37 protein-coding genes are annotated in these 26,709 nt (G+C 34.9%); 36 read left to right on the forward strand and 1 reads right to left on the reverse strand.

Features of this window, described 5'->3' with window-relative positions; translation table 11 throughout:
• Window positions 1–146: 146 nt before the first annotated feature.
• The 35 genes from ACHABW_RS01135 to ACHABW_RS01305 all read left to right on the forward strand — a co-directional run bounded on the left by ACHABW_RS01135 (window position 147) and on the right by ACHABW_RS01305 (window position 25,772).
• On the forward strand, window positions 147–2,912 hold the full coding sequence (locus tag ACHABW_RS01135) for a TraR/DksA C4-type zinc finger protein (RefSeq protein ID WP_435753677.1): 2,766 nt from the start codon (window positions 147–149) through the stop codon (window positions 2,910–2,912).
• 865 nt (window positions 2,913–3,777) lie between these two features.
• Entirely contained in the window at window positions 3,778–4,326 is a 549-nt protein-coding gene (locus ACHABW_RS01140; protein WP_435753678.1) for an HNH endonuclease, read from the forward strand.
• A gap of 107 nt (window positions 4,327–4,433) precedes the next feature.
• Window positions 4,434–4,658, forward strand: a complete 225-nt coding sequence (locus tag ACHABW_RS01145; RefSeq protein ID WP_435753679.1) for a hypothetical protein — start codon at window positions 4,434–4,436, stop codon at window positions 4,656–4,658.
• A 137-nt stretch (window positions 4,659–4,795) separates the two neighbouring features.
• Window positions 4,796–5,119, forward strand: a complete 324-nt coding sequence (locus tag ACHABW_RS01150; protein ID WP_435753680.1) for a hypothetical protein — start codon at window positions 4,796–4,798, stop codon at window positions 5,117–5,119.
• Between the two features lie 49 nt (window positions 5,120–5,168).
• The gene (locus ACHABW_RS01155; protein WP_435753681.1) at window positions 5,169–5,411 is read left to right on the forward strand and encodes a hypothetical protein; all 243 of its coding nucleotides are present in this window, start codon (window positions 5,169–5,171) and stop codon (window positions 5,409–5,411) included.
• A gap of 4 nt (window positions 5,412–5,415) precedes the next feature.
• Complete coding sequence (locus ACHABW_RS01160) at window positions 5,416–5,799, forward strand: hypothetical protein (protein ID WP_435753682.1); 384 nt, start codon at window positions 5,416–5,418, stop codon at window positions 5,797–5,799.
• A gap of 252 nt (window positions 5,800–6,051) precedes the next feature.
• On the forward strand, window positions 6,052–6,219 hold the full coding sequence (locus tag ACHABW_RS01165; protein WP_435753683.1) for a hypothetical protein: 168 nt from the start codon (window positions 6,052–6,054) through the stop codon (window positions 6,217–6,219).
• A 29-nt stretch (window positions 6,220–6,248) separates the two neighbouring features.
• Window positions 6,249–6,401, forward strand: coding sequence for a hypothetical protein (locus tag ACHABW_RS01170; protein ID WP_435753684.1), 153 nt, complete (start codon window positions 6,249–6,251; stop codon window positions 6,399–6,401).
• Entirely contained in the window at window positions 6,391–6,792 is a 402-nt protein-coding gene (locus ACHABW_RS01175; protein WP_435753685.1) for an HNH endonuclease, read from the forward strand. The genes ACHABW_RS01170 and ACHABW_RS01175 overlap by 11 nt, the downstream gene beginning before the upstream one ends.
• 109 nt (window positions 6,793–6,901) lie before the next feature.
• The gene (locus tag ACHABW_RS01180) at window positions 6,902–7,282 is read left to right on the forward strand and encodes a phage terminase small subunit P27 family (RefSeq protein ID WP_435753686.1); all 381 of its coding nucleotides are present in this window, start codon (window positions 6,902–6,904) and stop codon (window positions 7,280–7,282) included.
• On the forward strand, window positions 7,282–8,850 hold the full coding sequence (locus tag ACHABW_RS01185; protein WP_435753687.1) for a terminase large subunit: 1,569 nt from the start codon (window positions 7,282–7,284) through the stop codon (window positions 8,848–8,850). Before ACHABW_RS01180 ends, ACHABW_RS01185 begins: the two co-directional genes overlap by 1 nt.
• A gap of 188 nt (window positions 8,851–9,038) precedes the next feature.
• Complete coding sequence (locus tag ACHABW_RS01190; RefSeq protein ID WP_435753688.1) at window positions 9,039–10,301, forward strand: phage portal protein; 1,263 nt, start codon at window positions 9,039–9,041, stop codon at window positions 10,299–10,301.
• Window positions 10,294–10,887, forward strand: a complete 594-nt coding sequence (locus tag ACHABW_RS01195) for an HK97 family phage prohead protease (RefSeq protein WP_435753689.1) — start codon at window positions 10,294–10,296, stop codon at window positions 10,885–10,887. Before ACHABW_RS01190 ends, ACHABW_RS01195 begins: the two co-directional genes overlap by 8 nt.
• A gap of 55 nt (window positions 10,888–10,942) precedes the next feature.
• The gene (locus tag ACHABW_RS01200) at window positions 10,943–12,088 is read left to right on the forward strand and encodes a phage major capsid protein (protein ID WP_435753690.1); all 1,146 of its coding nucleotides are present in this window, start codon (window positions 10,943–10,945) and stop codon (window positions 12,086–12,088) included.
• 62 nt (window positions 12,089–12,150) lie between these two features.
• Entirely contained in the window at window positions 12,151–12,315 is a 165-nt protein-coding gene (locus ACHABW_RS01205) for a hypothetical protein (protein ID WP_435753691.1), read from the forward strand.
• Complete coding sequence (locus ACHABW_RS01210) at window positions 12,315–12,821, forward strand: phage head-tail connector protein (protein ID WP_435753692.1); 507 nt, start codon at window positions 12,315–12,317, stop codon at window positions 12,819–12,821. Before ACHABW_RS01205 ends, ACHABW_RS01210 begins: the two co-directional genes overlap by 1 nt.
• A complete protein-coding gene (locus ACHABW_RS01215) occupies window positions 12,822–13,118 on the forward strand; it encodes a phage head closure protein (protein WP_435753693.1) in 297 nt (98 codons plus the stop codon).
• On the forward strand, window positions 13,119–13,571 hold the full coding sequence (locus tag ACHABW_RS01220) for an HK97-gp10 family putative phage morphogenesis protein (protein ID WP_435753694.1): 453 nt from the start codon (window positions 13,119–13,121) through the stop codon (window positions 13,569–13,571).
• Window positions 13,572–13,583: 12 nt separating this feature from the next.
• The gene (gene gp17, locus ACHABW_RS01225; protein ID WP_435753695.1) at window positions 13,584–13,964 is read left to right on the forward strand and encodes a tail completion protein gp17; all 381 of its coding nucleotides are present in this window, start codon (window positions 13,584–13,586) and stop codon (window positions 13,962–13,964) included.
• A 5-nt stretch (window positions 13,965–13,969) separates the two neighbouring features.
• Complete coding sequence (locus tag ACHABW_RS01230; protein ID WP_435753696.1) at window positions 13,970–14,470, forward strand: hypothetical protein; 501 nt, start codon at window positions 13,970–13,972, stop codon at window positions 14,468–14,470.
• 48 nt (window positions 14,471–14,518) lie between these two features.
• Window positions 14,519–14,848: a hypothetical protein gene (locus ACHABW_RS01235; protein WP_435753697.1), complete on the forward strand. Its 330-nt coding sequence runs from the start codon at window positions 14,519–14,521 to the stop codon at window positions 14,846–14,848.
• An 80-nt stretch (window positions 14,849–14,928) separates the two neighbouring features.
• Window positions 14,929–15,147, forward strand: coding sequence for a hypothetical protein (locus ACHABW_RS01240; protein ID WP_435753698.1), 219 nt, complete (start codon window positions 14,929–14,931; stop codon window positions 15,145–15,147).
• Between the two features lie 2 nt (window positions 15,148–15,149).
• The gene (locus ACHABW_RS01245; protein ID WP_435753699.1) at window positions 15,150–17,264 is read left to right on the forward strand and encodes a hypothetical protein; all 2,115 of its coding nucleotides are present in this window, start codon (window positions 15,150–15,152) and stop codon (window positions 17,262–17,264) included.
• A gap of 3 nt (window positions 17,265–17,267) precedes the next feature.
• Window positions 17,268–18,110, forward strand: a complete 843-nt coding sequence (locus ACHABW_RS01250) for a phage tail family protein (protein ID WP_435753700.1) — start codon at window positions 17,268–17,270, stop codon at window positions 18,108–18,110.
• An 11-nt stretch (window positions 18,111–18,121) separates the two neighbouring features.
• A complete protein-coding gene (locus ACHABW_RS01255) occupies window positions 18,122–19,756 on the forward strand; it encodes a DUF1565 domain-containing protein (protein WP_435753701.1) in 1,635 nt (544 codons plus the stop codon).
• Window positions 19,757–19,837: 81 nt separating this feature from the next.
• Window positions 19,838–20,110 carry a HEPN domain-containing protein gene (locus tag ACHABW_RS01260; protein ID WP_435753702.1) on the forward strand — a complete coding sequence of 91 codons (273 nt, stop codon included), beginning with the start codon at window positions 19,838–19,840 and terminating at the stop codon, window positions 20,108–20,110.
• On the forward strand, window positions 20,107–20,256 hold the full coding sequence (locus tag ACHABW_RS01265; protein WP_435753703.1) for a hypothetical protein: 150 nt from the start codon (window positions 20,107–20,109) through the stop codon (window positions 20,254–20,256). The genes ACHABW_RS01260 and ACHABW_RS01265 overlap by 4 nt, the downstream gene beginning before the upstream one ends.
• Complete coding sequence (locus ACHABW_RS01270; RefSeq protein ID WP_435753704.1) at window positions 20,235–20,624, forward strand: hypothetical protein; 390 nt, start codon at window positions 20,235–20,237, stop codon at window positions 20,622–20,624. The genes ACHABW_RS01265 and ACHABW_RS01270 overlap by 22 nt, the downstream gene beginning before the upstream one ends.
• A gap of 172 nt (window positions 20,625–20,796) precedes the next feature.
• The gene (locus ACHABW_RS01275; RefSeq protein ID WP_435753705.1) at window positions 20,797–21,234 is read left to right on the forward strand and encodes a PBECR2 nuclease fold domain-containing protein; all 438 of its coding nucleotides are present in this window, start codon (window positions 20,797–20,799) and stop codon (window positions 21,232–21,234) included.
• A gap of 213 nt (window positions 21,235–21,447) precedes the next feature.
• Window positions 21,448–22,089, forward strand: coding sequence for a hypothetical protein (locus tag ACHABW_RS01280; protein ID WP_435753706.1), 642 nt, complete (start codon window positions 21,448–21,450; stop codon window positions 22,087–22,089).
• Between the two features lie 84 nt (window positions 22,090–22,173).
• On the forward strand, window positions 22,174–24,003 hold the full coding sequence (locus tag ACHABW_RS01285) for a prophage endopeptidase tail family protein (protein WP_435753707.1): 1,830 nt from the start codon (window positions 22,174–22,176) through the stop codon (window positions 24,001–24,003).
• Between the two features lie 2 nt (window positions 24,004–24,005).
• The gene (locus ACHABW_RS01290; protein ID WP_435753708.1) at window positions 24,006–24,179 is read left to right on the forward strand and encodes a hypothetical protein; all 174 of its coding nucleotides are present in this window, start codon (window positions 24,006–24,008) and stop codon (window positions 24,177–24,179) included.
• 40 nt (window positions 24,180–24,219) lie between these two features.
• Window positions 24,220–24,531, forward strand: coding sequence for a hypothetical protein (locus ACHABW_RS01295; RefSeq protein WP_435753709.1), 312 nt, complete (start codon window positions 24,220–24,222; stop codon window positions 24,529–24,531).
• A gap of 4 nt (window positions 24,532–24,535) precedes the next feature.
• Complete coding sequence (locus tag ACHABW_RS01300; RefSeq protein WP_435753710.1) at window positions 24,536–24,778, forward strand: phage holin; 243 nt, start codon at window positions 24,536–24,538, stop codon at window positions 24,776–24,778.
• A 1-nt stretch (window position 24,779) separates the two neighbouring features.
• Window positions 24,780–25,772 carry a peptidoglycan-binding protein gene (locus ACHABW_RS01305; protein WP_435753711.1) on the forward strand — a complete coding sequence of 331 codons (993 nt, stop codon included), beginning with the start codon at window positions 24,780–24,782 and terminating at the stop codon, window positions 25,770–25,772.
• A 90-nt stretch (window positions 25,773–25,862) separates the two neighbouring features.
• On the opposite strand, the gene ACHABW_RS01310 is transcribed toward ACHABW_RS01305, so the two are convergent.
• Window positions 25,863–26,087, reverse strand: a complete 225-nt coding sequence (locus tag ACHABW_RS01310) for a helix-turn-helix transcriptional regulator (RefSeq protein WP_435753712.1) — start codon at window positions 26,085–26,087, stop codon at window positions 25,863–25,865.
• Window positions 26,088–26,275: 188 nt separating this feature from the next.
• On the opposite strand from ACHABW_RS01310, the gene ACHABW_RS01315 reads away from it, so the two are divergent.
• Window positions 26,276–26,707 (forward strand): hypothetical protein, encoded by a 432-nt coding sequence (locus ACHABW_RS01315; RefSeq protein ID WP_435753713.1) that lies wholly within the window; start codon window positions 26,276–26,278, stop codon window positions 26,705–26,707.
• Window positions 26,708–26,709 lie beyond the last annotated feature (2 nt).

A 26,709-nucleotide genomic window follows, 5' to 3' on the forward strand; every position in this document is an offset into this window, starting at 1 on the left:
CTTTCCCCCAAGGTTTTAATCTCTCAGAGGATGGCGTTCCGCTTTGACACATAGTGCGCGTGTCAAGTGCTCACCCCTATCATTTCCGCTACGCTACAATGAATTCAATTTTTTTATTTTAATATTAAAAACGAGGAGTGGATTATTTGTCTAGTAATCTAGGTAAACAAGTATATATATATTCAATTTCTACGGATGTATTTTTTAATGAGGAAGAAAGAGGAATTAAGACTCTTAAGGATCGCTACCATGACTTGAATAAATTATCATCACAAGAAGATGAAATGTTAATTAAACTAAGTGACTTACATAATGATTTATCGAATGTGGAATATGAAAAGGATAAAAAAGCGATAAAAGAGAAAGAATTTATTATCCAAAAAATCTCAACGGCACAGAGACAACTAGACTATTATAAATGGTTGTGTGAAGAGGTATTTAAAGGTAAAAAGGTTTCTAATGCTGGTTTGAAACGTGAGTTAAATAGTAAGATTATGGAGCATAAAGATGTCCGTGAGTTAAATCCACTCAGGTTAAATCCGACTCAAAGGATTGCATTGTTTAAGTCTACATTGACTCGCAAGCTGGATATAAAAGAAAACGAATTGTCTGATAAGTTGATAATTGTAGAGATTTACAACTACGAAATATTCAAGAGTTTATTAGATAAAGGATTCAAATACCGAGGTAAGCAGTATATATACTTCTCGTCTTCAAGTGGTCAAATTCGTGACAAAAAGGCTGTTTTTATTCAAAAGGATGCTTGGAGCAATGAAGACTACGGAGTTGAGAAATCAATAACTGCTGGACTAAGTGTTGATGATATCAATAACAATGGTGGAATGAGTGTTAATAAATTCCTTGCGTATAAAAGTTTAGCTTCAAGTGCTAGTAATGAATGGTCAAGTTTTAAAATTGATAGATGCATAGTTGTAGATGATGTTGAAGCATCACTAAAAAATAGAACAGTTGATTTTATTAGTAGAGATACTTTTGATGTTATACGTGACGAAGATAGGACAGTGGACTTAGAAATCACTGACGGTGCAGGAATGTACCTTCCTAGCTTGAGTGAGGAGTTGTTTGGTGAAGGTGTCTATAAGAACATGCAATTTAGACTTCCATTTATGAAAGGGTGTCTTTCTCCCGTACCATTTAATAAATTCTCAGCTAACCCTAAAGTGACTGATATTTACGGCAAGGAGTGGGATATTGTCAAAGATCAAGTCGAAGTCATATTTTTTAAATCTCAATTCAAGATGTGGAAGCATTTTATCAATAAAAATGAATATAAAGAGAGTTGGAAAGTGTATCAAGATAACTTCAAAAAGTATGATTGTGAAGCAGCATTTATGAACGCTGAAGAAGATTCCATTCCAAATGCAAAATTGAATTATCAGTATTTACAATCGTTAGTAGATGTAGAAAACGAAGACCTAATGAATCTAGGACAAATGACAAATGATGATTTGATGAATATGGGGTCTGATGTAGACACTATGATCCGTGTACTCGGTGCAGAAGATGAAAATGAAGAAAAGAATGAATTCCAACATGCGATTAATCTTTATCCTGCTTTATTGAACGATAAGAATAGCAAAAAGGCAATTAAGAATAGGAAGGAGAAAATAATAAAAGAGGCTAAATCCGGTAAACTCAGCATAGAAGGAAAATATACATATGTGCTTCCTGATTGGTATTACGTGATGAATAGTATTTTTCTCGGCAATGAGAAGGGACTATTACAAGATGGTCAAGTTTCTAGCAGCTTGTATGAGAATACAAAAGTTGATTTAATGAGAGCACCAGCATTGAGTTTTGAGCATGTTATAAGGGAAAATATTAGATCTGAGGAAATGAAAAAATGGTTTATTACTAAAGCCGTACATATTTCAGCGAATGATTTACTTCCTAAAATATTAATGGCAGATTTCGATGGTGATAAAATTTTGATTACATCATCAGAATGCCTCATTAATGTAGTTGAAAACAATGCTAAAAGACTAGACGTTGTTCCATTAGAATATGAAATGGGTGTAAGTGATCCTAAGCCAATCGATCCTGATAGCATATTTGAGAGTCTCAAGGTTGCTTTTAAAGCCAATATTGGAATCATAAGTAACACCATTTCAAAAGTATTTAATAAAAGTGAGTTTGATTATGAGAGAGATTATAAGTTAATCAAGCAATTGTGCTCATATAATAATCATGTTATTGATATGGCAAAAACTTTAGATGTTGTAACTCTTCCAGAAAATATTAAAGCGGAGTGGAACAAATACGAAAAACAAAAACTTCCATATTTCTTTATGTATGCCAAAGATAAAAAAGTTACGATGGAAAAGAACGAAAGCATTGTCAATAAACTTGAAGATGTAATAATTGACAAACGAATCCATTTTAAGAGTGTAATTGGTAAATTTGATTATAAAAAGTTAATGTGGAGTCCAAATGTTAAAGATGATGAATACATTATTGATAAAGAGACAGATCAAAAGATTATCAATAAGTATAATTATTTAAATAAGAATAAAAGACATTATATGCACAAGGAATGTGAAGACAATGACACCAATGACAAGAAACTACAGGTTTATGTTGAGATTCGTAAAAAATTATTAGAGGTTTATCCAGATTCTCAAAAGATTGCAGATATATTAGTTAGACACTTGTTTCATTTTGAAGATACTGAATATAAGAGAACCTTATGGGAATCATTTGGAGAAGATATAGTAGATAATATTCGTAAGAATGTACATAATGAAGTTGATTGTGCTGGTTGTGGAGAGATAATAGATGAACCGAGACAAAGGCAAATCAGATGTGATGAGTGTCAGAAAAAACATAGAAACAGACAGGATAGAGAGCGCAAGCGTAAGTTAAAAGAGAAGCTTGAGGAGCTTTCCGCTTGAGTTTTTAACACCTATTAGAAAAATGTCCACAGACTCAATAAATAGGGGGTTTGTGGACATTTTTATTATTTGCGATAAGCGTGTGTTAGGGAGGACGATGCCAAGTCAATATACACAATAATCGGCAGTGTGATTTTTCTTTCCCTTTTATTTTTACTTAAAAAATTTTATAAATAGATCAAAATTTTAACATGTTAATCATAACAAATAGAAAAGAAAAAAGCAATATATTTTTTAATAAATGCACAACCGACAATAAAACAGGTGAAAGCGTTGCGTTGTTTGTGTGTTTATTAAAGGATATATTCCTTTAAAACCATAGAGGTGAGAAAGGTTCCTCACGCGCTACTCAGTACGGATCGTCTGCGGTAGTCAACGGAGATGAGGGAAAATAGAGAACTGCGAAAGCTACTCTTTATGCCGTCCCTCCTATGATTAAGTTTGTTTGTTTGGTTATTCGGTTGTTTACAACATTCGGGCGCACTTTCTCGGATTCTCTCCGCCGGAGACATAAAATATGAGGCGTGACCTATAAGGTGTTTTTGATGATTACTCGTAAAGAGTTAGCAAGAAATAATGGATGTAAGATCCTTTTGAGAGCGTCTTTCACGATGATGTGGAGGACGTTGGAATAAGGGATTAAGGGAACTACGAAAGTTATTCGCTTTTGCCGTCCTTCCTATGGTTACTGTTTAACCGAAAGTTTTATAAAGAATATATATTTATTGGAGACTCCACATCTCCATTTAGCGTATATAGAACTCATCTATTTATAGGTGGGTTTTATTGTGCGTTAAATATTGTGGGTGCTGCAATAAGTGTATATGAGGATATACGCTAATAAAAATGTGGGAGATGATTAGAAATGGAAAGCGTAATGGAAAAGGAATCGGTGTTAGTGCCAATTCCAGGTTTTAAAGATTACAAGGCAGATGTGGTTAACGGTAGAATTTATTCATTGAGGTGTAAAAAAGGTAGATGGTTAAATCCTAAGCCTAGTAAACGATGGGGATATTTGACAATAACACTAGTAGATGAAGAAGGTAAACGCAAAGGAAGTACAGTACATGCATTTATAATGAGTGCTCATATGGGTGTCGAAGATACATATTGGCTTAATCAAGGATTGGAAATTGATCACTTAGATGAAGATAAGACTAATAACGGAATACATAATTTAGAATTAAAAACAAGAAAGGAACAATATAGTCCAAGTGTTATTGCATCAATAACAAAAGGTCGTAAAAAACTTTCAAATGAAGATGCAGGTGAGATATTGAAACAGTGGAAAGAATGGCAAGAGGAAGGAAAACGGAAGAGTACTTTTTGTAATATGATGGCTGAAGTCTATGAAAAGACATATAGCTGTATCGAAAATATAATAAATAGAAAGACATTTAAAAAATTAGTATAAATTTTTACATACGTGCGCTATTATTAAATGTAGTATATCATACGAAAATATCGTATGCAAGAAAAACTTAGGGAGTGATTATTATTTACTTAGCAGAGAGAAAGTTAATGAATAGTTGGACAACAATAGCAGAATCGGAATATATCGAGGCTGTATTCGAAGAGGCTCAGGAGTTGATTAGTAAAGGTTATCCAGTGGATAGTGTGAGAGTAGTAGAGACTGTAGATGTTGGTCTCGGTGAGGTAGATGAATATCCAGCGGAGGATTTTAGAAAGTTATTGAACGAATTAAAAAAAATATCTGAGCACAATTTAATGCAAACATTTAAATAAAATCTTAGTTAATATTATTAATAAAGAAAAAGAATTTAATGATTACGAATCAATTAGTATTACTATTGGAGTCAGTATAAAAGATAAAGAGCAATAATTCTAGTCACTCACTACGGATCATGTGGGTGGCTATTTTTATGCACAAATTTAATAAGACGGTGGAAAAAAATCACCGTCATAAAAAAGGAGATTATATTGTGAAAAAAATAATTGATGGGAAGTTATACGATACGGAAAGTGCTGATTTTGTTCTTGAGTATGAAAAAGACGTGTTGGGTCTTTCTCATTATGGATTTATTACAAGAACTTATGAAACCACAATTTATAGAACTAAAAAAGGAAATTGGTTTGAAGTGCGTGATGATAACTTCTATATATTAACAATTGAGAATGTAAAAAGAATTATAAGAAAATATGACACTGACCTTTATTTAGAATTATATGAGGTTGAAGAGGCTTAATAGGACGGGGAGTTTAACCACCTGTCATAAAACTAGGGGGAAATTATAAATGTTTAATAATAGTCAAGATGCCTCAATTAGTAACCATGTTAATGCTGTAACAGGTGCTATTACTAAGACGTACAGACAAAGTTACTTTAAAAGATTTCATTTAAAAAGTCGATTAGCTGACACATTTTTCACTTCTGACTCAAAGACTATTGTTATCCAAATGGTAATGTGCGGAGAAATGGACGTTATTGCTGAATTGATTGATCGGAAGGAATATGAAAAGCTATTTGAAAAGGAGTGAATGAGTGGGTAAAGCAGACCGTAAGCGTTGGGATGGTAACGTAAAATCAATGGAGATCATCTCAAAGCCGATAAATGAGATTACATATGAAGAAGTTGAATTTCTAAAAGAAAACTATACTAGCACTGGTGGAATATTACCTAATAGCTCAGCAAATGGAGCTTTTCACACTCCGTCAGTAGTAGCTAAGTTTATATGGGACGTGTTAAAGGATAGACTACCTAACAAATCGAGGATTTTAGAGCCTTCTGTAGGATCAGGAGTATTCTTAGAACATGCACCAAAGGATGCAGAAATTACAGTCTTTCCGTTTATTGTTTGGTGTAACAAATCCAGAATTAACAATGGGAGAAAGAAATCAACTAATTCAAGAGTTAGGTATTACTGATGAAAATATGAACAACCATGAAGAATACATATCAAACAATGATATTAGTTACTCTTATCATGGAGACGACAGCTCATATATATTAAGGGCAGAGTATTAAGGCATCCTTCTGGGATGTCTTTTTTGTATGTAATTTTAAAAGAATTAAAATACTTAGGAGAGATGAGATTGCTGAAACAGTTAAAGTTATTCGTATTATGGATGTATTGTGCTTGGGTAATAAAGATGATGGATCAAAGAGGAGATGAGTAGATGACTTTGTATGCAGTATTTAGTGATTATTGTGATGCAGGACAAACAATATATAGTAACTACGATGATGCAAAAAGAGATTATGATGAGAGAGTTTCTGAAGAATATTCAAACGGTGTAGACTCTTATATATGTAAAGTTGTTGAGGTTTATAAGGCAATAAGCTAAAAACTAGATAGAAAGGAAGATGAAAGTTTATGAGTAGATTCATTTGGTACATAAGACAACTATTACCGTTAACATATCGTACAGTATACGAGATGAGTGGAGATAAACACTTCACTGTATGGAAGATGTGGTTAGGCCGTTGTTATGCTATTGATGACTATGTGATTAAGGATGCCAAGTAAACCACTGAAGACATGCAATAAGATAGGTTGTTCTAGTCTAACTAAGGGTAAGTACTGTGATGAACATGAGGAGCATGAAGGGATTACTAAGGCTGAGAGTAACAAGCAATATGATATGTATGCAAGGGATCAAAAGTCTAGACAATTCTATAATAGTTCTGAGTGGAAAGCTGTAAGGAATGTAGCCAGAGCGAGGGTGAATAACCTATGTGAGATATGTTTGAATGAGGATGTCATTACAGTTGCTGATGTAGCCGATCATATCATTCCTATTAAAGTTAATTGGAATAAAAGGTTAGAGTTATCGAATATACAAATGTGTTGTCATTTTCATCATAATTTGAAAACACAAGAGGATAAAAGAAAATATAAAGACGTGGGGCACCATTGAGAATTTTTAAATGTAGGTATAAAGACCGATGGGCAAGTTAACTGTGCAACTTTCTGTGATTTTCAATCGGGGTGGTTTCACCTAAAATTTTTAGAAGGGAGGGGGAGTGATGGATAACAATATTAAAGCACCATCATTTTTAAAAGCAGAAGCAAAAAAGAAGTTTCATGAGATTTCCGACATGCTTATAAAAGAATCAAAATGGAAACAAGGTGACGAAATTGCATTAGCATCATTATGTTCTAATTATCAACGTTGGATCGATGCAGAGAAAGCAATTAAACAAAATAAAGATTTATGCTTCGTAACAGCAACTGGTTATCGTCAACAAATACCTGAGATTTCTATCGCAAATAATGCCATGAAATCAATGTTAGCTTTTATAAAAGAGTTTGGCTTAACACCAAGAGAGAGAGCTAAACTACAAAAAATTGTAATTGAAAATGAGAATGAAAATGATGATGATGATCTTGAAGGAATGATCGTCTAATGGAAAAACAATACTGGTACGATCACAATGAGGCTGAAAAGGTTGTTAACTTCTTAGAAAAACTAAATCTTGATAAAGGTAAAAAAGGGCAGAAGATTAAACTTCTTGAATTTCAAAAGAAAATAATATGTGATTTACTTTGTTGGAAAAGTCCTGATGGTACTAGAAGGTATCGTGAGGCTTTTATTTTTTTGCCTAGAAAGAATGGAAAAAGTTTTCTCATAGCTTGTATATTTACATATCTCCTATACTGCGATAAAGAGTATGGGGCTGAATACATTATAGCAGCTAATTCACGTGACCAAGCGGCTAACTTATTTAACACAGTAAAGATCATGATACAAACTAACAAGACACTACTTAAACATTGTCGTATTGTTGATAGTCGCAAAAAGATAATAAGAAACGCAACGAATAGTATGTTACAAGTTATTAGTTCTGATGCGAGTAAAGCTGATTCATTCTCCGTTTATGTTGCTTGCGTTGATGAAACACATGAGGCAAAAAATAGAGATCTGTTTGACAAACTTAAGACTGGTATGGGTACAAGAGGTCAACCGCTTTTGCTGCAAATAACCACAGCTTCAAGCGGTCAAAATGAATACAATTTAGAATACTCTACTTACAAATACGCTAAGAGGATTGAATCAGGTGAGATACAAAACGATACATTCTACTCTGCTATATTTGAAGCAAACGATGATTGCGATATCATGGATGAAAAACAGTGGCACAAAGCTAATCCAGCTTTAGGCAAGTTTCGAAGTTATGATGAACTAAAAAGTTTAGCACAACAAGCTAGTGATATGGCTAACATGGAAAATACTTTTCGCCGATTATATCTTAATCAGCATATCAGAATGTCGAATGAGCAAGCAATAAATATGAAAAAGTGGCATTTATGTGATGGTGACGTAGACTTAAAATTTTTAAAAGGTCGAGAATGTTGGGCAGGATTGGATTTGTCAACAAGAATTGATATTACAGCGTTTGTGATGGTATTTCCTATTGATGGAGAATATTATATTGTTCCTCACTTCTTTAAGCCTAGTGAGTCCTTATTAGATCATGAGAAAAGGGATCGGGTTGATTATACTACTTGGGCGAAGCAAGGTTTATTACACTCAACGGACGGTGATTATGTTCATTTTCGTTATGTTAGACAGATTATAAATGAGTGTGCCAAAGATTTCGATATTCAAGAGATAGCATTTGACCGTTTTGGTTCGCAAGGTATTATTTCAGATTTGCAAGAAGATGGATTTACAGTAGTAGATTTTGGACAAGGATATAGAACGATGTCACCAGCAACAAAGGACTTTTACGAGTTACTGTTTGATGGGAAAATTAGACATGGGAATAATAAAGTCCTAACGTGGATGGCTGAGAATGTTATCTCAGTTGAAAATGCGTCAGGTGATATTAAGTTTGATAAATCAAAATCAACTAAACGTATTGATGGAATTATAGCTATGTTAATGGGACTATCAAGAGCAGTTGCAAATCAACAACACGTAGATTTAAACGAAAATATAACAGATGAATTTTTATCGAATTTAGGATGGTGAATATGAAAAAATTAAATAACTATATAGAAGATATTCTTATCATAATCGGGATGTTCTTAATCGTATGTGCTACTTATCTACTTAGTTTTGTGGCAGCTATATACGTTTTAGGATCATTCTTTTTATTATTGGGAGTTTACTTCTCCTTAAATCCACCAAAAGTCAATAAAAGGAGGTGATTATAATAAATGTTATTTAGAAGACAAGCTGAAAATAGAAGTACATACACTCTGCAAGATAAAGAAATGGCTGAATTTCTCGGTGTTGAAGTAGATGGTATATCAAGTAACAAGATGAAAGAGGCTACTTATTTTTCCTGTATGAAAATTCTAATGGAAACAGTCTCGAAGCTTCCTTTGAAGCTACATAAAGAAACTGATAACGGTGTAGAGAAAGCGACAGATCACTATCTATACAACCTTTTGAAATTACGTCCAAATCCTTATATGAGCAGTTCTTCATTTTGGAAAATGGTCGAATATCAGCGTAATGAACATGGACATGCAATTGTCTATATTGATATTCAAAAAGGTGGTAAAAACTCTGGTAAAGTAAAAGGTTTGTATCCATTAGATATGAGATTTTTAGACATATGGATTGATGACAAAGGGATTATCGGTAAGGAAAATGCTTTGTGGTATGTATATAGAGATAGTAAGGGAGTCGAATACAAACTTAAGGACGAAAACTGTCTTCATTTTTTAGGCTTAACTGGTGACGGAATAACAGGACTATCGGTACAAGACCACCTGAAGACTACCCTAGAAAACGCGCAAAGTGGTCAACAGCATGTTAATCAACATTTTAAAGGTGGATTATCTGCGAAAGCAGTTGTTTCTTACACTGGTGATATATCACCCGAGAACGCAAAAAAGATACAAGCACGACTAGAAAATATGGCGAATGGGATTAAAAACACTGGAAAAATTTTACCACTTCCTTTAGGATTTGATCTTAAAACTATTAATTCGACTATGGCCGATAGTCAGTTTATTGAGATTAATGAGCTAACAATAAGGCAGATTGCCAGTGCATTCGGAATCAAGCAACATCAAATTAATGAACTTTCAAGAGGAACACATGGAAATGTTGCGGAAATGCAGAAGTCATTTTATATTGACACGATTCAAGCAATATTAACGATGTTGGAGCAGGAGCTATCATACAAACTATTGACTCAAAAGGAAAGAGAGCAAGGATATTTCTTTGAGTTTAATGTTGATTCAATCCTTAGAAGCTCATTTGAGCAACGTATTGATGCTCTTGGTAAGGCAGTTGATAAAGGTATCTACACGATCAATGAAGCCAGGCAAATAGAGAATAAGCCTAGAATTGACCATAAGAATGCAGATGGAATTGTATTTAATGGTAATGCTATTCCTATTGAGATGCTTGGTCAACAGTATATGAAGAGTGAATCACCAGCTGAAGGAGGTGATAATAATGAATAAAGAAAAAGAAATTCGTACCCTTGATTCACAAATTGAGATACGCGCAGAAGGTGACGATGGAGAAAACCAAAAGATAGTTGGTTATGCATTACGCTTCAATTCAGAGTCAGATAATCTAGGTGGGTTTGTAGAAACAATTGAACAAAATGCGCTCGAAGGTGCTGATATGTCAGATGTGAGAGCTTTAATAAACCATGATGCACATAAGGTTCTCGGTCGTAATAAATCAGGAACATTAAAGCTTGAAGTTGATGATTTTGGATTGAAATATACTATTGATCCACCTGATACTACGTATGCTCGTGATTTAATGGAATCTATGAAGAGACAGGATATTTCACAAAGTTCTTTTGCATTCCAAATTGATTATGAAAACGAAGGCGATACATGGGAGTATAACGAAGATAGGGATTTATACATAAGAACTATTAAGCGTTTTAAGAAGATTTCAGATATCTCAGTCGTGACATATCCCGCGTATTCAGAAGCATCATCAACAATTGCTGTGCGAGGTCTTGAAGACTATAAGAGTGAATTGGAAGAGCAATTAAATAAAAGTAAGTTGCTAATCGAATTAGATTTATAATCTAGTTCTTTTTTATTTGTCAAAAAACAATACAAAAATTTGAGGAGTGTTATATATGAAAAAAGTAGATGAATTACGTCAAGATTTAACAGGGATTAAAGAAGAGGTTCGTTCTCTTTTGAATGAAAATAAGGTAAAAGATGCTGAAGCAAAAATGGAAGAAGCACGTTCTTTAGAAAAGAAAATCAATATGCAAGTAGAGCTAGATGAGCAAGAAGAGCGTGAATTAGATACTAAAATGAAAGAAGGTAAGGGTGGAAAAATGGAAAATAGAGAACAAGATCAAGCAGCTGAATATCGTAATGCGTTTTTAAGTATGGTTCGTGGGAAAGATTTATCCACTGAGGAAAAGCGTTCATTAACGTCAGGAACAGCTAGCTCAGGCGGTTATACTGTACCACAATCATTCCACAAAAAGTTGATTGATAAGCTAACAGATTTAAACATCATGAGAAAGCTAGGAACAATTATTAACACTGATTCTGACATGGATATTCCTATTGTAGTTTCACATGGTTCGGCTGCATGGACAGCAGAAGAGGGAGCATTTAGTGAGTCCGATGATAGTTTTGGTCAGATTACTATCAAGGCTTATAAGCTTACTCGCATTATCAAAGTTTCAGAGGAATTACTACAAGATTCTGCATTCGACCTAGAGTCTTATCTTGTTGGAGAATTTGCACGTTCACTTGCTAAAGCTGAAGAGAATGCTTTTGTTATTGGTGATGGCGTAGACAAGCCGACTGGAGTATTCGTGAGCGCTGAAACTGGAGTAACAACTGCTAGTGGTTCAGCTATTACGGCCGATGAATTGATTGACCTATTCTATTCATTACCTCGTGCATACCGAGAAAAGGCAGTATTTGTTGCTAATGATACAACTGTTAAGGCTATTCGAAAATTGAAAGATTCGGATGGAAACTATCTATGGGAAAAAGGTTTGAGCGGTGAACCAGCCTCTATTCTAGGTAAACAAATCCATACATCAGAGTTTGCTCCTGAGATTGCTTTAAGTGCAAATGTTATTGCTTTTGGTGACTTCTCTTATTACAAAATTGCAGATCGTAAGACACGAGTATTCTCACGTCTAAATGAGCTTTACTCTGCTAACGGGCAAGTCGGATTCAGAGGATATCAGAGAGTGGACGCTGTTCTGACTTTACCAGAGTCTGTTAAAACATTAAAAATGGCAAGTGCATAATAATGTAGAAATTTAAGGGAGATTAAGTTCTCCCTATTTTTTAGAATGAGGTGGTGTTAAATTTGAAAATTATAATTAAAGAAAATATTGTCGGTCTTGATTTTTCTTATACGATTGGGCAAGAAGTTAACGTGAAAAAAGAAATTGGTGAGGATCTAATTAAAGCTAAATATGCGGAAGAGGTCAAACTAATTAAACGTAACACCAAAAAAAGTGGTGATGAGTAATGCTTGAAGATATCAAAGTAATGTTGAGGATTAGTACATCAAATACAGTTTTTGATGTTGAAATTAATGATTTGATTGAATCTGCCAAGCATGATCTTATTTTATCAGGCATTACTAAATCAAGAGCTGAAACAGATACTGATCCTTTGATTAAAAGGGCAGTATCTCTTTTTGTTAAGGCTAATTTCGGGTGGGATAATCCAGATGCAGCAAGACTACAAAAGTCATATGAAATGCTGAGACAACACTTACATTTTTCACAAGAGTATAGCTTATTTACGATTACTTTTACTATTGATGATGGTGCAGAAGTGCTTGAGAATACTTCAATCACATTTAACAATGAGAAAAAGGTAACTAATTCTTCCGGCGTGGCTATTTTTAAGGGTGTCGATGAAACGATGAATATGAAGTATACAGTTACGTTAGATGGATATGAAGATTATGAAGGCATTATTGACGTTCAAAAAGATATTTCCATTCCAGTAACAATGGCGGTGGTTTAAATGCTATGGCGAGATACAGTTGATTTTTTAACGGTTACTTATATGGAAAATGATATGGGAGATTCGATTGAAGCTGAAACATCTCGGACTGTTTTTGCGAATAAGAAATCAATTCGTCAATCTGAATTTTATCAAGCCGCTATGACAGATTTACGGCCGGAACTAATGTTTGAAGTCCGATCTGAAGATTATGAAGATGAAACAAAGTTAAAGTTTAATAACAAAGACTATGACATCATTAGAGTTTTCACAAAAAATGGCGAGATAACTGAATTAACCTGCCAGGGGTTGGTTTAGATGGCAATGCCTAAAACAGTTACAAAGGTAACAAAAGATGGTGTCAAATTTACATCAAATGTAGATAAGATTCAGTACTCACTCAAAGAATTGAAACGCGCAGCATTAAGAGATTGTGCCAAACTAATTAGAAAACGCATGATTCAAAAATTAAAGAAATTACCAGGAATGAAAAAATCACGCCGTATCTATAAATCTACTCAATACTGGGTGCGGAAGTGGGAAGGTGACTTACAAATTGGATTTAAACATGATACCTGGTACGGGTCTAAAGGTGAATTAGGCACAAGTAAGGTGAAGAAACGTGGTATTTTGAGAGAAACTGCATTTGAAAATATAGATGAGATGCAGAGGATTCAAGGAAAATATTTATCAGCAATTGAAAATGAGAACAAAGTAAAAGGTTTGATAGATGAAGATGAGTACACAAGCAATGACAAAGCTGAAAAGTGAGGATGCTAGACAATGATAAAAGTTATAGAACTAAGAAAAATAATCAAAACGGCTCTCAAGTCTATCCATCCTCACGTACATTATCAGTCTGCACCGGATGGATCAGACTTCCCTTATTTGGTTTATGATTTGCCGAATAGTATTGATGATGGAAGCCTAGAGCAGTTTGTTTTAGATGTGGATGCATGGGATGTACCAGCAAATGGTGATACAACAACGGTGGAAACATTAATAGATAGCGCTGATAAAGCCTTACATCGTAAAACAATTACTGTAAACAATGAATTAGCAGTTACGTTTTACCGAGAAAACAGGTTGCCATTGACAGACGATGATCCAAAAATAAAGAGAATAAAGTATACATATGAGGCACGAACATTTGAGAGGAGATAGTTAAGATGAATGACATTATTTTAGGTGACGGCGTATTCAGTATTGGTACTACAGATGTAGGACTAACAAGAGGTGGCGGTATGCTTACCATTGAACGAGAGTACCGCAATATAGAAGCAGATGGGGATTATGGGCCTGTTAGAGGTCGTATCCGAAAGATTAGAAGTGTTGCAAAATTATCGATGAACTCTTTGGAAATCTTAGCAGCGAACATTCCAAAGATGTATCCAGCAGTAAAAAATACCACAGACCTTACCACAGATACGATCACAGCGAAAACAGACATAGAAGATGCAGATTACAACGACACAATCACATGGACAGGTAAGACAACCAATGGACGGAGCGTTGTAATTACACTTAAAAACGCAATTAACCTAGAAAGCATTGAGTGGGAATTGATCGATAAGGAAGAAGTAGTCCCTGAAACAACGTATACAGCAACTTATCTAGAAGGAACAACAGACGTAGAACCGTGGGAAATCGTATTTACAGACGCAGTGTAAGAGTCCTTTAACTAGGGCTCTTTATTTTATTATATGGAGGTTAAATATATGTTAAAAACTAAGCATTTTTTCCCGTTTATCAAAATGGTGAAGGCACTTGATATCAAGAATGAATTGAAGGAATTTTATCAAAAGACTCAAGGTAAATCAGAAAAAGAATTGGAACAACTGGATGACACAGAGAGCTTCGATTACTTATACATTTTTGTTGAAAAGCTACCAAACGCAGAGAAAGAAGTAATGTCTTTTCTCGGTATTTTCTTGGATAAGAAGCAAAAAGAAATTGATGATATGGAGCTAGTGGAAATGTTTAACGTGCTACAAGGCATCTTTAAAGATTCTAGTTTCAAAGCTTTTTTTCAAGCGGCTGTGAAGTAGAGCCTGTTGAACTATATGATCTATTACTTCACAGATACAGCGACATGAATTTTATTATGTCCCTAGAGGTCGATGATTTTTTGAGTTTGATAAATAAAGCATTTGAAAAACAAGAAGAAGATAGAGCGCGAAACATGTGGTTAATGAGATATCAAAATATGGATGATAAATCGTTTATACCGTTTAGTAAGTTTTTCAAACTTCAAACAGAACCAGCTAACATCCGACCAAAAGAAGACATTTTAAAAGAAGCTGAAGAAATAAGGGCTAAAATCCGCGATAGGAAAGGCGGTGAATAACTATGGAATTGTTCAAATTAATGGGATCTATCCTAATAGACAACGACAAAGCGGATAAATCCATTGCAAAAACAGAAAAGAAAGCTGAAGGTTTATCCAAAAAGCTAGGAAAAGGAATCAAAGTAGCCGCTAAATGGGGCGGCGGATTAGCAGCAGGCGCAGGAGTAGCAATCGGTGGAATGGTAGCACTTGGCACAAAAGTAGGTAATTTAGCTGATGAAATATTAGATTTAAATAGTCAGACTGGCCTATCCACCGATCAACTCCAAAAATGGAGAAAGGCAACAGAAGTTGCCGGAGTCTCTACTGATACTGTGGCTGACGCTTCGTTAAAGTTGACTAAAAACCTAGATACGATGTCAACGGAAGGACATAAAGGACAAGAGGCACTAGGTAAGTTAGGTCTATCATTAAGCGAAATTGAAAATATGAGTGCAGATGAGCGAATGAATGTCCTTACTGAAGCACTTTCTGGTGTAGATAATAAAACTAAACGTGCCACCATAGGCTCTGATATTTTTGGTGGCAGTTGGAAAAATTTGTCTTCGGTGGTTGATTTAGGCGCTGAGGCAATGGACAAAGCCAAAAATTCATCAAATATTATCAGTGAGGATAGTCTTAAAAAAGCCAATGACTTCCGAATAAAAGTGGAAGATATGAAAGAGAAATTAAGCTTTTTTGTAACAGAAATTGGATTAAAAGTACTACCAATTTTAATGGTTATGTTTAGTTGGTTTGAAACACAAATGCCGAAAATAAAACAATTTGGAGAAAATGCTTTCAATCTAATCGAAACAGCTATGAGTAATGTTAGTAGTTTTGTTACCACTCATATTTTACCTAAATTTCAAGAATTGTATAGTTGGGCGCAAACTCAACTTCCAAAAATAAAAGAGTTTTTCTTAGATACATTTGAAAAAGCTAGAGAAGTACTTGTTAATTTATGGAAATGGCTGGAGCCCAATCTACCTCTAATTCGAGAGTATTTTGAGACAGCTTTTGGTAAAGTTGTTGAGATATTACAAACTTTTAATGACATAATTCAAAATAGAATACTTCCAGCACTTTTGGAATTTTGGGAATGGCTTGAGCCACATCTACCATTAATCCAATCTGCATTTGAGACTAGTTTTAACACGATAAAAGATTTATTTCAAAATGTCATTGATATCGTAGGTGCGTTAGCAGACAAAATCAATGAGCATTGGGCTATTGTACAACCTATTATAATGGCTTATGCAGCGTTAATCGCTACTAGTTTGATTATCCAATGGATTAAACTAGGTATACAAGCTACTATATCAGCAGCAAAACAAGTTGCCGCATGGTTAGTGACACAAGTTGCATCAGTAAAAGCCAAAATATCAATGGTAGTAACAGCAGCGTTAATGGTTGCAAAATGGGTTTGGATGGGCGCACAAGCTATGTTTCAAGCCGGGAGAATGGCGGCAGCTTGGCTGATTGCTATGGGGCCTGTCGGATGGGTGATTGCCGGAATAATTGGATTAGTCGCTCTAATTATCCTTAACTGGGATAAAATTGTCAGCGCTACGCAGTGGCTAGGTGATAAATTATCAGAAATATGGAAGAAAACCGTTAAATGGATTACAGATAAAGTAGACAGTTTAGTAGACTTTTTCGGTGGTTTGAAAGGGAAATTTTCTTCAGCAGCTTCAGGAATGTTTGATGGTTTAAAAGACGCTTTTAAAACGGCTGTAAATTGGATTATTAAAAAGTGGAATGGTTTACAACTAAAAATTGGTGGAGCAAATATAAAAATCCCATTTGGGCCTGACTTTAGCGTACCTTCTGTTTCTTTAAATACACCTAATATTCCGATGTTCGCAAAAGGTGTAAGAAACTTTGGTGGCGGTGCTGCCATAGTAGGTGAAGCTGGGCCGGAGTTACTTAATTTGCCTAAAGGATCAGACGTGTATTCTAACCCTGAAACAAATAGCCTGTTAGGTGGAAGCAACACTGAATCTCTACTTATGGAACTTATTAGAGCTGTTAAAGATGGCGGCAATATAGTTCTTGATGGTCAATTAGTGGAACAAAATGTAAGCAAGCGACAGGGGCAAGGATTCAATCAAAAACAACTATTCGAAGGGAGGTAACACATGACACCTCATAATTTAAAAATAATATACAAAGATGGTTCAACGGTGGATATGTGGAAAGACCTCTCTACGATAGTACAGGGGTTTGATCCTAGTTCTCCTGAGCCAATTATTTATACTGAAGAAATACAAGGGAGACACGGAGCCATACCCATGGGTAAAGACTATGCGCCTCAGTCTTTACCAGCACGTTGTACAATGGATGCTAGAGATTTTTATGACTATTCTTTACTTAGGAATAAAATATATAAGGCTTTAAATCCATTTGATGCAAAGGGACGAACTGAAGAATTCTACATTGTCTCCGATAGTGAACCAGGCAAGAGATGGAAGGTAGAAGTAGATTCTTCATTTACTCCAAGTCGTATTGCTAATCTAGGGGAGTTTACAATTCCTTTTATATCTTTTCAAACCTTTTCAGAATCTATTGGAACATCGTTAGATCCAATGACATTTGATCCAGAATTATGGCAATGGGGTCAAGGTATTCCGCTAGATGAAGTTAGTTATATTCATAATACAAATGAATTTGTAATTAACAATATAGGCGATGTTCGAGTTGATCCTAGAGAGCATTTATCTGTCATAGAGTTTAAAGGTGCATCTTCAAACCTTACTATTGAGAATCTTACGACAGGTGACAGATGGGAGTATTACGGAGATACGCAAGAAACCGATACGATAAGGCTTGAGAGAGTAAAGAGTAAAAAGAATGGACTAAGCATAATTGGAAGTACTAATAAAGAGCTTATCTCATTAGCACCAGGAGAAAACAATTTAAAATTAAGTGGCACAAGCGGAAGCTTCGAAGTAACATTCGACTTTCGTTTTTTGTATTTTTAGGAGGTGGATAGATGAATAACATTTTAGGAAGAGAAGTAAAAGAAAGATTGCAATACATAGATGATATTAAGGTTCTCTCAGGTGAAACGAAAGATCTCTCAGAGAGTGCTAATTCGACTGCAAACGAAGCAAAACAAATTGCAGAGGACTCAGATCAAAAATCAGATAGTACACAACAACAATTAGATCAAGTTGTAATAGACGGAGATTCATCTGTCGAAGCAGCGCAAGCTAGAGTAGATTCTGATGGTGATTCTTATACAACTTTGAAAGAAAGATTAGATACAGAGCATAGTGGTCTTAATCAACAGTTGGCAGAAAAAGCGATACAAACAGAAACGATATTCACCAAAGGAAAATACAGCAAAAAGATAAAATATCCAACAGAGGTTGCGACACATACGCTACCTATTAATATTTACAACAACATGGGAAAGTTTTTTACAGACTTTAACCCTAGAAGTTTAAAACCTGTCAGAACCAACACTTATTTAGTTAATCCGTTAATAGGTAATGATACAAATGACGGTCTATCTAAATCAACACCTTTTAAAAGTATAGAAAAAGCGTTATCAATGACAGGGGATAATGAAATTCAACTGTCAGCAGGTAAGTATTATCATAAGGATGGTTGGAAAGGATATAATCCCGCAAAAGGAATAAGTGTTATTTGTCCAAAAGGAAAAGCGGAACTAACAAATGAAGCTTATCCTAGACGTTGGACAGAAGACCCAACTTATCCAGGTTTATATTCTGCCCCTACATTATATAACGGGGAAGATTTCAGTGTAGAAAAAAATGACTTGCGTTTTATCGTAAGAGAGTATGACACATTTGAAAGCGGTGGTACTCAACTTTATGTGAAAACAGTAAGCCAACTACAATCAGGCGAATTCGGTTTTGTTGTGGGTTCAACAAGTACGATGGTTAGATTGCAGAATAACTTAGACCCTAATGAGTATCTATCAATAAAATACAACAAAGATAATATTGTCTGCAAGGAAAACCTCCTTGTTGATTCTACTATCTATTTAGAAAATATTCATGCTTATTATGGATCAACAAGCCCGATACAAATAGATACAAGTACGATCCTCAGTAAGGTAGTTATGATAAACATAAAATCTTTTGATGCTAGATTTGATGATGGAATACAGCTAACTTGTACAGGTTTAGCGGTGTTATGGGATTGTGAAGGATCAAGTGCCTACACAGACGGTATTAATTATTATATAAATTCTGGTGTATCTGGTTCTAACTTGTTTGATGTTGTGGAAGTTAATTGCAAAGGAAAACATAACGGACGTGATACCACGGGAAACAATAACGGTTCTACTGGTCATTCTAGTGTTAGAAACATACGATTAAATTGTGATTATGGTAACAACCAAGATAGAAACGTTCATGATGTTTCCGAAGGTTGGTCGTTTAATGTTGGTGTTGAAGCGCGACACAGTGAAAACGACAAAGAAGATTTTTCATGCGGTTTAGATTCGCAAGGAATTGCTACAAGGATGTGGTTAGTCGGATGTGAAGCCGGTAAAATTGTTGCTCAGTCAGGCGCTACGATTTATAAGGAAATCGGATCTAGTTTTGATAGTGAAAGCGGAACAGGTACGATAGTGGAATTTGACCCTTATTATTAATTCGCAATTGTAAGTAAATGACGTTATAAAAAAGGATATCCCTCCCTATTATAGAAATAACAGTGACAAGGGGGGAGAATTATGCCGACAATTAGTGAATTGAAATATCTTTCAAAAAGAAGGCTTGAAACTGCTGAAATCTTATCACAGAATGGAATATATGATATTGCTTACCAAGACTCTGGTTATATACTTGAATTCGGGTTAAAAGCAGTAATATGCAAACATCTAGAACAAGGGCAGTATCCTGACCATGATAGAAGATACCGTACTCATCATTTTGACTCTTTAGTTCACCATGCTGGGCTTGCAAAAGAACTTTCAGAAAAAAGTCTAAAGATAGAGAGTTTATGAAAAATTGGTTAATCGCAACCAAATGGTCAGTCGAATTAAGGTATCGACCAATTGGTAAAGATGTAGAAAGTGTTTCTACTACTTTTTTAAATGCGGTTAGTTCTGAAAGAGGAGGTGTACTCCCGTGGATACAGAGGCACTGGTAAAGAGCTTAAGAGATATGAGTAATAAAATAATTGAAGATCACAAAAGTGTAAGTCTAATAATGCTTTTGGGTAATAACTTATATGAGCGCACCGACGCATTCGATTATATTATTAGTGCAAAATGGTTAAATGAGTATGATCAGGAAGAGGGTATGGATATTGTTCTTGATTATTTATTTGATAACCTTGAGCAAAGTGAAAGAGAACATATATCTCGAATAACAATTATTCATACAAGTGATCCAATTGTACAAGATATAACCAGAAACATGTTTCGAATAGGTGGGTTTTCGTATAATATTGATTGTCAATTTGGCAATCTAATCATACCTTATGCAATAATCTTTGAGTCTAGATATGAAGAATAGGACGCTACTGTTGACTAAGGGAAATTAGAATCTAACCAATTGAATGAGAGTTTTTCATAGTTTAGCTCAATAAAAGTCAATGCAATACAGTTTAGTTTTCAACAATATTTTACAAGAGTAGTAGTTTATCCCTCCTATTTTGTCGTATAATGGATGAGATGGGAGGTGCAGATTGAGAACAATCGATTTAGAAACAATAGATAAAGTGACTCACATTGGTAAAGCTAAAAAGGAGTGCTTTGAAATACTGGGTATTCCATATAGAAATGTTAATATCATTCTTTGGAGAGATAGGTTAAAATATATTGAAAAACATAAAAAAGACTTTTCCTCAGAGGAAGAATGGAGATTCCATTGTGAATTTATACCTGAGATCATTATGAACCCCGATTACTTTGGATTGCACCCTGATGGTAAGAGTATTCAATTTATAAAGAAAATCGATAGAGATATGATCTGTGGAGTGAAAACTAGTGATGAGGGAGATTGGATATTCAGAACTTCGTATCCAATCAAACAAAAGAAGTTGCAAAATTACTTGGAATCTGGTAGGATAAAAAGTGTAGAAGAACATAGGAATTTAAAACTTGCATATGCTAACACTGAATAAGTTACTGAGGGCGGAACAGCCAGCCGCCACGCCTTAGCGATAAGGTCTTAAAAGAGATGGAGTTTGGCAACTCCCTTAACTTATTCATTAACTTAAAAGACCTCACATTAATTTGTGAGGTCTTATTTGTGTATGCGGGAGATGCTGTTGGTTAAGGGAATTCCCCACAAATCTACCTTAATAGTTTAAAATAAGGAGTGAGGTGGGGATAAAATGAAAAAAATAGTAGTTTCGGTCTGCTTAATCATGATTCCAGTAATTATATTTGGTAGTCTAAATATGCCAGTGCCAATGAGTATTAGTTTATTTGCTGGATTTGCTTGTGCAGTATTAATTAACATTGAGAGGTTTGACAGTTTTAAAGCTGGCCACTTAGAAGCCACGATTAGACAAGCTGATAAAGCTATTAAAGATGCTAATGCAACAATAGAACAACTTAAGGAAATGACGGAGCCACTAATGAATTATACTCTTGCTCAAATTGTTAGAGGCGATCACATTTTGGGCGTAGGTGGCGCACACAAAGAAGAGCTATACAAAAAATTAAAAAGAAACTCAGAACAATTTGGTATTAAAAGTGATTATAATCAAGGTTTATTAAGATCGGTAGAAAGAAGTATAGCCGAAACGTATTTATTTGAAATTGAATTAGAAGTTGAAAAATTGATTGGTTTTGGCAAAATGAAACCGATTCATGAAAAATTTAAACTATTTTTAAATGAGGGTATTCAATTACCTAGTGCAATGATTATTAGAGAACTTATAAAGTCCTACCCTTCTGATCACTATAACGATAAAGTTGAAAATAGCATTGCTGAGTATGAACGCTTCTTAGAAGAAGAGTTAGGATTGTAGAGTCCATTTTTGGACTCTTTTTATTTACATAGAAAGGAGAGGATAACCCTGCTACCAATTACAAATTTTACAGGTGAGACAGAGTTGCTCACAAATATTAAAGGATTCACTCTAAACCGTAAAGCAAACGGTGAAAAGAGTGTGTCCTTTCTTTGTGTTCCAGATGAAACAAACGAACACTCCTATCCATTACTTGATGGTGAATCTTCAATAGAATTTTATAATGCACGTTATGTCATCAAGCAAGTGGATAAGAAAAATGTAGGGCATAAATCTATTAAATCATCTTTTGCCATACATGATTTTTTCGACAATATGAGAAATATATTTGAATATGATCAATGGTCAGGATCACAAACATTCATAGTCGCTTTAGAAAGGGTATTTAGAAACACACCTTACTCTTTTCAAATAGTGGATACCTTCCTAGCGGAATCATTCGAAAATTTTGGAAGAGATAATAAGCTATCGTTATTCAAGGATGTCTTAGAGAGATATGGTGCAGAATTTGAAGTGAATGGAAATATCGTTACTTTAAAACATAAAATTGGCTCTCACACAGGTTTTCTATATCGCTGGGGATATAATATCAAATCAATAGATTATGATGTTAATACGAATGATCTTGCCACGGTTATTAAAGGCTATGGTGGGAAACCGGATGATGATGGAAATTACCCTATTGAAGTTACATATGAATCACCCAATATAAATTTATATCCAAATGTCATGCACGCACCAGCAGTATATAACGAGAATCTTTCTACAGAAGAGGGAATGTTAAAGCATTTAAAAAAAGTTTTAATAGATGAGCCGCAAGTAAGTGTAACAGTCGATATTGCAGATTTAAAAGAAGAAATAGTTAATGAAGGGGATACAGGATATATCATTTATGAACCATTTGACAATTTACAATTAGAAGCTAGAGTGGTGGAATTAAATGAAAAGTTTGAATACCGAAACGGTGAATGGGTTGTAGTTGAAACACAGGTCAAAATATCCAACATAAAAGAGGATATTAAAGACGTACTGACACGTTTTAGTAACACTTCTAAGCAAGTTAACAGAGTAATGAGTGGACAGGAAAAACTACCATTTAGTGCTATGCAAGATGCAATTAAAGTAGCTACTGACATTATTGTCAATGATAATGCTAACTTTATTCGAACTGATAGCTACACGATGGGTGTCAATGTTGAAAACCCAAACTATTTGACTAGACAAACTTCACAAGGATTCGGAGTTTCTTCAGATGGAGGACAAACATTCCCCAATGCTATCACGCATCAAGGTGTAGTCACTAATATGTTAACGGCAGGTACGATTAAAACCCAATTGATCAGAATTGAAGGGGAGGAAAATTTATTTTATTGGGATGGTGCAGAATTAATAGCGATAGATCCCAATGATCTAGAAAAATATACAAGCTTAAAATCAGATGGTTTAGTAACAATGGGAACACTTACAGCCTATAGAGACGATGGTTTCCCAGTAATGATCGGTGGAAAACTACAATATGATATGAATTTACAAAGCGCTAATCCACCTTTTAGATCGAAAATACTCACAGCTCAAAGTGAGGGCGAAATGATCACAACAGATCGTACAGAGTTTCTGAACTTTGATTTTTACTGGATACGGCACATAGCGAGATACCTAAACTTTCGTGTCTTCCAAGATACTGAAGGTCCAGCTGGCAGTCGTTCGATCGTTGCTATTTCATCGACAGAGACAGGTGGAACTATTGTAGAAAGAGAAACCTATGGTGATGACGGTTTCGGAGGTGGACATTTGATTACAGTAGATTTAGGGGTTCCAGACGGATCATATAAATCTTTTTATGTTCGGTTGCGTAGAAATAGCACAGCAACATCAGCATCATTACGTATCGTAAATGCTTATTTGGAGGGATAAATATGATTTTGATTTATTGTGATGTAGACGAAAACGGTAATATACTTGATTTAATACAAGGTTACAGGGTTATACCAGGTCGTCAATATGATTACTTTTTTGTTAGGGAAGAGTTAATAGATTCAGCTCTATATAAAGTTGAGAATAGAGAGCTAGTACAGAAACCCACTGCATAGTAGGGTTATTTTTTATGTCAAATTTTAAAGGGGGTTAATCATGACACAAAATAAGGTGTCAGATGATATGCCTATATGGCAAAATCACGAAAATCGAATAACTACTCTAGAGGTTACTATGACAGGCTTAACTACCAAAATGGATAAGGTTGAGAGTACGATTAGAGAAGGGAATAAAGAACAAAAGGATATGTTAGACAAAATTAATAACCGTATAATGGAAGAATTTTTCCACAAAAAAAGAGTGAATCTATCAAACTCTTGGAAATTAGTTTTAGTTGTTTCTGGAAGTTTAGTCGGTGGAGGAAGTTTTCTGTATGTATTATTCGAAAAATTTATTTTAGGAGGATAAAACGATGAAACAAATCAATTGGAAAGTAAGATTACGCAGCTATCCATTTTGGGTGGCTTTGTTTGGGTTTGTTGGATTGATTATCAGTAATCTAGGTGTCATGGATATAGGCTCATATGAACAGTATGTCCAGTCATTTTTACTTGTTTTAATTGCTGGAGGTATTGTCTCTGATCCAACTACTGAGGGCTATAAGGACAGTAAACAAGCTTTAAGTTATACAAAACCGAATAAGGATGTGAAGTAGAATGAGTAAACATTTAATAATTGCAGGTCACGGATTACAACCAAATGGAACAGTTGATCCTGGCGCACATGGAAGTGGAACAAATGAATCTGAATTTTTAAGGGAAAAGTTTATTCCAGCTATGAAAAAATATGCTCCTGATAATATGGATTTTTACACGAAAAATAATTTCTATGGACATCAATTAGCACCAAGTTTAAAGGGTTACGAACAAGTAACGGAATTACACTTAGATTGGGCAAAAAGCGCTTCTGGAGGTCATGTGATCATTTATAAAGATTACTCTCCAGATAACGTAGACAAAGCTATTCGTGATGTTGTAAAAAATAATGTAGGTTTGCGTAGTGGTGATGGTTTCAGTTATCGTAGTGATTTATACAATCTCAATACGTTTGCAAGTCGCAACATTACATATAGATTAATAGAGTTAGGTTTTATCAATAATGCTGAAGATATGAAAAAGATTAGAGGTAATATTGACGATTATGCAAAAGACTTAGTTGAGGCTATCATTGGTGAGAAAGTTGAACCAGTTAAAAAAGAAGTTAAGCAAGCATCTAAGCCTAAACCGACTCCTAGTAAGCCAGAACCTAAGAAAGAAGTGACAGGTATAACTGCAACCATCCAATCAACCCTAAATAGTCGATATGGTTTATCCATTGCAGTAGATAATCTGTTTGGTAATGAAACAAAGGGTGCTTTAGTTAAAGCATTACAATCAGAATTAAACAGACAGACAGGTGCTAATTTAACCGTAGATGGTAAATTTGGGCCAAAGACTAAGGGTGCATGTGTTAATGTGAGCGAAGGTGCCAGAGGTAATATAACTTGGATTCTACAAGCTACTTTGCATTGTGAAGGATTTAAATTAGGAGCTATTGATAGTGTATTTGGAAAATTGACAAAGAATGCTGTAATGAGCTACCAAGGTGCTAATAAATTACAAAAAGATGGTATAGCTGGAGTAAAAACATTTCAGATGTTATTTAAGTAAATATTGGATATACTACCAACAATCCAAGAATGTAACAAAAAGAGCAGAGGCGATATGTCTCTGCTTTTTTTTACTTTTCTTGTAACATTCTCAATCATTCACCTCTTCATATATATCATCCAGCTTACAATCTAAAACTCGCATCATCTTTAAAACATAACCTACTGACGGCTGAGAGACAACAACTCCATTTTCATTCTTACTCCAATTGCTCATTTGCGCTCGACTTGCACCAATCCGATCAGCAAGCCACGCTTTAGTTGTTCCCCTACTTTCTAAATATTCATTTATTTTACTTCGAGACTTTGCCTTCATTGTTTCCACTCCAAACTTAATCTATATGGTTTATCTACTTGTATTATCACTTATTTATTATTGTAAAACAACTAATATAAAATAGATAAATGATTGTTATGAAATATTATAATTAGTTCGAATATAAACAACTCCTCTTATATACAATCTATTGAGTGACACCACCAAGATCAAGAGGGGGAAATTTTATGTATCGACCGACTGTAAGGATGGATAATGTTTACAGAGATTGGGTTGAAGGTGTTCAAAAATCAAGTGGGTTGGATCGTGCGCAAATTATTAGACTCGCTATCTACTCAGCACCATTCTCTGAAGTGTTCAAAGAGCAAATCAATCAAAGGAAACAAGGTGACACCACCCTCCCTCCGCCCATGTGGAAAGGGGATTCAGACGGTAGCCTGTGGCGGAATAGCACATGGAAGAGAGAAAAGAGGGAGGGTGACACCAGTGGAATTGACGAAGCAAGAACAGGAGCTAGTGAGAAGTTTAGTCATGAAGTTGAGCGAACAGCCAAAGGTGACACCACCAGTATTACGAGACGAGAAAGGACGATTCAGCAGCCAAAAATCTTTAAGCCTGGAGCATCCAAAAAAGGTGGAATCAAAATTAACTTCGGTTGAGT

This window comes from Salipaludibacillus sp. CF4.18, assembly GCF_051262595.1.
Taxonomy (GTDB): domain Bacteria; phylum Bacillota; class Bacilli; order Bacillales; family Salisediminibacteriaceae; genus Salipaludibacillus; species Salipaludibacillus neizhouensis.